Raw genomic sequence first — 6,195 nt, 5'->3', positions numbered from 1 at the left:
ATTTATTCTTCTAATTATGTTATTGATAAATGCTTAATAATTATTGCTCAGAGTGTGCTTAAGCCAAGCTAGCACTGGGTTTTCGGGACAAAAAGGGCTTAGCTTGAAAATTACGCCAAAGTGTTAAAAGAAACTTGGCAAACAAAACCTAGAGAATAAGTTTTTAATTGGATATGCAGGTGAGCCGAAGAGGTTATGTAAGGAAAATGCTACTAGCACACGAGGGGTTTTATTAGAAAATCTCACAAGAGACTTAACTTTATTACAGTCCATCACTACGTCTAATTTGTTCATCATCCATACAACCCAAACTTAACATAAAAATAACCCAGAAGAAACAATCATAAACCAATCATTCAAAAGAATAAAGGGTGGGATTGTATGTTTTTTATCAAACCCTCAACCCGGATTCAAATTTAATAATCTGGTCGGCAAGATGGAAATAGCGATCGTCATGGCTGATAGCAACCACTGCTTTTCCTTTCTGTTTAAGCTCAGGCAATATTTGTTCATAAAAGACTTTTCTAAACACTGCATCCTGATCTGCGGCCCACTCATCAAAAACATATAAATCTTTATCTTCCATCACCGCCACCAATAACGCTAGGCGTCTACGCTGGCCATCCGATAATTTAGTCGTAGAAAACCTGCCATTTTCAAATTTAATCTTTCCATCTAAAGCCAGATCTTTGATTAATTGATGGATTTTTGCATTCACTTTCGGGCATTGCAGATCTATGCCATGCAGGGTTTTAAATAAATAATAATCGCTATAGATAGAACAGATCGTCTGGCGATAGCTATTGATGTTACTTCTGTTGATTTGCACATCATCAAAACAGACATGTCCCGTAGTCGGGTAATAATGCTGGGTGATAACTTTACTTATCGTAGACTTACCTGAACCGTTACCGCCGACAATAAAGGTGATCTGCCCTTTTTTAATCGTTAAATCAACAGGTCCGGCTTTGAATGCATGCTCGTCGTTATAGGTATAAGTTACATTTTTTAGCTGTATCTGCTGCCAGCAAGGCAATTCAAGCTCTTCGTCAAAACTGTCTTCGTCCACCATTTCAGCATAAATTTCCTCCATCCTTTTATAGGACACATTTGCGCTGATAAAAACAGGGATAGCTGACAAAATAGCACCAACTGGGCTGGAGATATAAAGTAAGATCATGATGATGGCAATGAGCTCTGAATTGCTGACCTGTTCATAGTTAACGTAAACAAATGCCAGCAAACCAATTGCAAAAAAGCCGATCATGTCGCCGTAATTCATGGCTGAAGTTAATACGGTCTCTGCCCTGATATTGGTAGATTCAATTTTTGATTCCACCGCCAACAACTCATCTTTGATAAAGTTGTCCTTCTTTTTTCTATTCAGCTTTAATTCCTTTGCCCCTAAAATCACGCCGCGAAAGCCTTCCTGTAATTCATCCATTAATTCCCTCGCTCGCAACATATATTTACGTCCGATAAAAATAGGAATTTGATAGCTGATAACACCGACCAATAACGCTGAACAAACAAAATAGAATACTTTTGAGTTTTCAATCCAGATATAAAACATCATACCGGCGACGGTTGCCAAGCTAACTAGCATTGGGGGCGCCATACTCGCGCCATCTACAATCCTTCTGACATCCATAGTCATGGTATTGATAATGCGCGGCGAACCGATCTTTTCCAAGACATCTATTGGCGAGCTGCTAACACGCTGATATAAATTCTCTCTCACCTTCATCGTCAGGTTAAGGGAAACCGCCGTCAGCATAATTTGAGATACAGTTCTAAAAATTAAGATCAGCAGACAAAGAGAGAAAAAAGCGAATGCGATTGGCAGATTAGAAATCTGATAACCGAATAATTCTGCTGGTGCAGAATCGGTATACATGATCCCGGGCAGTTCATCCAGGCTCGACAACACCAGGGGGATCAAGCCGACATAGAGAATCCCTGCACTTACACCTAACATCAGAGAAATAAACACCTTATTAGGGGCATTTTTACCAAATTCACTCATGATCTTCATTATTTCCCCTCCACATGACTTGACTGTGAGAGAGGAACAGGCCGCAAGATGATGGGTTTCCCGGCTAAGGAGGCCTTCATGGAGTGTAGCTCATTTACGTCGAACGAACTTAGCATATCGTCATAAAACTGGCTGAATACATTGCCGGACTGTCCGGTAGAATTTGTCATTAGATGGTTAGTATCATATGACATTTCAATAACTTGCCTAAAGGTTGCACCAAGAGATTGGATATAACCTTCCGATTCGTCGAAGGCATAACTAGCGACATTAATAGTGTTGGCAGAGCCGTTGCTCGCAGCTTCTCTTTCAAAAACATGGTCCAAGTGCTTGAACTGACTAAAAGGTTGGTGCTTATAGGTACGCCGACTAAATTGCTGCCAACGCCAATCGTCTATATTACTGCCGCCCAGTTTGGTTAATTCGTCTCTCACATCTTTTAGCGCCAGCGATATGATATCTTTGCAAGTTTCTTCTTGCGCAGTAGCAACATTATCACACCAAAAAGCATCAACGGTTAATGCTCTATTGACGATATCAATCTCTAGCCCCTTGATGATTTGCTCGGTCAGCGCCATAAGCCCAGACGAGCCATAGTATTGAGTAAACTCATCTTTAAACAACCTTAATTTAAGATGGCGTAAAAATGACATGTAAATCGCGGCGGCATTACTCTTTTCGCTAAAGTCCCGGTTCCAGCGATAAAGGGATATTAATAATTCATCTTGAGTATCTTGCTCCCGAATGATGCTTGCTAGTGTTCGGAGTAAACTTTCAGCGCTTAAGTCAAACAGGTCATTCTGCATTTTGGCAACATAAGCGACATCTATTTTTTCATGCTTCGCTACCTTTTCATTAATGAGATCGGCTATTCTTTCAGCCCTTGCAGGATCCGCCCAATCGTTAGAGATAAAATGAAGATAGTCATCACTGACACTTTTATTATTAGCATTAACAATAAAACCTCGAGCCGGGTTATATTCATAAGGCATATCGGCCCAATCAAGATAACCATTCCATGAGAAATGATCACTGGATGTCGGTAGCATACCAAAAGAGCTACTGTTTCTGACCGGTATTTTCCCTGCCGCGCTGATACCTATATTATTGTTTTTATCTGCATACAAGATATTTAAAGAAGGTGCCACATGCAGACTTAACGCTTGTCGGAATTGTTGCCAATCCTGAGCATAATTCAACTTGTATAGAGCTTCAAAAGTCGTATCGCCAGCTTCAAGTGCAGACCACTGCAACGAAAGAGTCTGGCCAGAAGCACCGATAAAGTCACTGACCACAGGTCCGTAAACAGAGCTGAGCACCCTCATTTTTACCGGTTTAATTTTCTTTTTTAGTATCTCAGGAAAACCCGGGGCAATATGAATCACTTCTTGCCGCTCTTCAAATTTGAGCCATTTACCCCGAGCTTGATAGAAACTTCCCTGATCAGGATTCATTCTCAAAGAGACAAGATCCTGAACATCGGCAGGTAAACTTGTCCCCCCCCAGGAAATATGCTCATTTGTGCCAAACACAATGATCGGCATACCTACCAAAGTCATACCACTGGCCGTTATATTGTCCCCTTTTAACTTTGCGGCATACCACACAGAAGGAATTTGTAGGGCCAGATGGGGATCATTGGCCAGAATCGGAGAACCGTTTGCCGTTAACTTTCCTGAAATTACCCAAGCATTACTACCAACATTTTTACCACCAAGCAAGTGTTGCTGGCTGACATTGACAGCGATATCCGCTATTGATGCTGATGCAAAGGCGTAATTATTATTCGAGGTGACGACATCGGGAAATAAGCTCGCATAATGCTGTTCGGATAACATTTTTTGCGAAATCTGTCGCTGGGATTCGAGAAAAGCGTTGCCTCCAAGGGTTAACGCAAATAGTTTCCCCATAGCAATGGAATCAGCAGGCGACCAGGGTTCAGGGAGATAATCAAACAGCTCAAATTCAGCTGGTAATTGCTCAGCTTGATTGATCCACGCATTAACTCCCTGCGAATATGATTCCAGAGCTTGTTTAGCTCCGGCTCCCAACCTTTGCTGAGCTCGTTCAGAGGCACGGTAAAGCCCTAAAGTTCTCATCCATTTATCCGTGTCCAGCTGGTCAATACCAAAGATTTCACTTAAGCGCCCCTGAGCCAGTCTTCGGTTATGCTCCATCTGCCAGAGCCGATCCTGAGCTTGAATAAAGCCCATGGCAAAAAACACATCATTATCACTCTTACCAGTGATCGCCGGAATACCAGCTTCATCTCTAACAATGACCACTTCATCGTTAATGCCGTTTAATAATACCGGCTGCTCTGCGTCAGAGACACTTTCGCACAGCATATTGTAGCCAGTGAGAAATACAGCAAAAAGCGGAGTAATAATGAATAAACCAAAGCGAGAAACTATCGGAAATCTAGTTAACATCCCATTAATACCTACTTAATTTTCCAATACTCAAACCCAATACTTGGCTTAAGTCCAGCATATAAAACCAAATAAAGGTTGCGCGAATTAAGCCTTTTAAGTTGCTATACCGTAAAATAGTGGTTAAAGATACTAGCACATTAGTCAACTGAAAATACAAACATTTTTATAGTGAACTTCACAAAATGCTAAAATCCCCCTTAACTGACTATAGCCAAAATCAAGTTAAAAGCACGGAGGCAAAGGAGCTGGCAGTATATCTATTATCTCCTGATTTGATGGCTTTTAATTATGTAATATTCATGTTATAAAATCAGTTTAAATATCAAAATTAGGAATATTTTCAGCCAATGGACGTCATTAGATCCCCCGCCAAAAAAAACAAGAAGAAATCCATCATATTTCTGCTGAGCCTTATTTTCCTTGGGGTCTTATATGTATCGGCAAGAGGACAATCTGACAGCATACCTAACATTGAACGAGACAAACTCATCTGGGGCACTGTTCAACGGGGAGATTTGCAAGTACTCGTTGGCGGCTATGGTGTCTTACGTTCTAAAAAGCAAACTCTTATCACTTCCCAGACTCCGGCTACGGTGAAAGAAATATATTTGCGCCCCGGAGCAAAAGTTGAGCCAGACAGTGTGATTATGCAACTTAATAATCCTGAAGCACTTAAAAACCTAGAAGCAGCTAGAATAGCCTTAGCAAAAGAAAAAGCGAACCTGAGAAGGCTAAAACTCAGTAACCGTCAGAAATTATTAGCAGAGAAATCCAAGCTCGCCGAATTGAGCTCTGAATATGAGGTGGCAAAACTGAAAAAAATTGCCGAACAGAAGCTGGTGCAAAACGGTATCGTCTCCAGTATAACCTACCAAACCACAGTGCTGAACGTAGAACAAATGAAATTGCGGGTTAATTTACTCGAAGAAGCTTTGGAGCAATACAAAGCAGTAAACCAAGAGGTTGAAAACATTCAGCAAGAAGCAATCAATGAATATGCCAATTTATACCGTAGCGCAGCCGAGCAAGTCGAACAGTTAACGGTTAGAGCCGGCCTGGCGGGTATTTTACAACGCATGCCTGTTGAATTAGGACAAAGTGTCACCGCTGGCCAGGAATTAGCCTTAGTCGGCAGCAAAGATGACTTATTGGCGATGATAAAAGTCTCTCAGTCAAATGCGGACCAGCTGCAAATTGGTCAGCAAGTCAGCGTGAAATCAATACAAGACAAAATGGCCGGAAAAATAAGCCGAATCGCTCCACAAGTCAATGAGGGGACCATCGAGGTTGAAATTACCTTTGACGCTCCAGCGCCACCTTCGGCTCGCCCTGAATTAAGTGTCGACGCAGAAATCGTTATCACCACTTTAAGAGATACCCTCTTTATTGAACGCCCCATCAATGCCCAAAAAGGTAGCCAAATGGAATTATTCAAATTAGACCCTGAAAACGAATGGGCTGAGAAAAAGTTGATCAGCTTTGGCAATGAATCGGGCAATCAAATAGAAATATACGGTGGTGCGGTAGAAAATGATCGGTTGATTTTGTCCAATCTGACAAATTTCAAAGATGCCGATCGGATTCACATTTTAAATTAACACAGTCAATGAATAAGATTATCTACTAGCCCGCTTAAGGAGAATTCCTATGGCATCTAAAACTAGTTAAAAAGGCCCTGAAAAATCTGTTCTGTGCTCAAGTCACCAAAGGGCTACACATTCTCGA

General features: G+C 41.4%; 3 protein-coding genes. 1 reads left to right on the top strand and 2 read right to left on the bottom strand.

What is annotated here, in order from left to right; genetic code table 11:
• Positions 1 to 391: 391 nt before the first annotated feature.
• Together CTT31_RS00610 and CTT31_RS00605 are read right to left on the bottom strand one after the other, a co-directional pair.
• Complete coding sequence (locus CTT31_RS00610; RefSeq protein ID WP_130125699.1) at positions 392 to 2,035, bottom strand: cyclic peptide export ABC transporter; 1,644 nt, start codon at positions 2,033 to 2,035, stop codon at positions 392 to 394.
• Complete coding sequence (locus CTT31_RS00605; protein ID WP_211858988.1) at positions 2,035 to 4,467, bottom strand: penicillin acylase family protein; 2,433 nt, start codon at positions 4,465 to 4,467, stop codon at positions 2,035 to 2,037. Before CTT31_RS00605 ends, CTT31_RS00610 begins: the two co-directional genes overlap by 1 nt.
• A gap of 350 nt (positions 4,468 to 4,817) precedes the next feature.
• On the opposite strand from CTT31_RS00605, the gene CTT31_RS00600 reads away from it, so the two are divergent.
• Positions 4,818 to 6,068 carry an efflux RND transporter periplasmic adaptor subunit gene (locus CTT31_RS00600; RefSeq protein WP_249122438.1) on the top strand — a complete coding sequence of 417 codons (1,251 nt, stop codon included), beginning with the start codon at positions 4,818 to 4,820 and terminating at the stop codon, positions 6,066 to 6,068.
• The last annotated feature ends 127 nt before the right edge of the window (positions 6,069 to 6,195 follow it).

This window comes from Pseudoalteromonas maricaloris (assembly GCF_024746855.1).
GTDB classification, from domain to species: domain Bacteria; phylum Pseudomonadota; class Gammaproteobacteria; order Enterobacterales; family Alteromonadaceae; genus Pseudoalteromonas; species Pseudoalteromonas maricaloris.
This window is presented reverse-complemented; position numbering and strand designations above follow the sequence as displayed.

Coding starts and splice junctions, on each gene's coding strand:
- CTT31_RS00610 (WP_130125699.1), bottom strand. CDS start 2,035: ATGAAGATCATGAGTGAATTTGGTAAAAATGCCCCTAATAAGGTGTTT.
- CTT31_RS00605 (WP_211858988.1), bottom strand. CDS start 4,467: ATGTTAACTAGATTTCCGATAGTTTCTCGCTTTGGTTTATTCATTATT.
- CTT31_RS00600 (WP_249122438.1), top strand. CDS start 4,818: ATGGACGTCATTAGATCCCCCGCCAAAAAAAACAAGAAGAAATCCATC.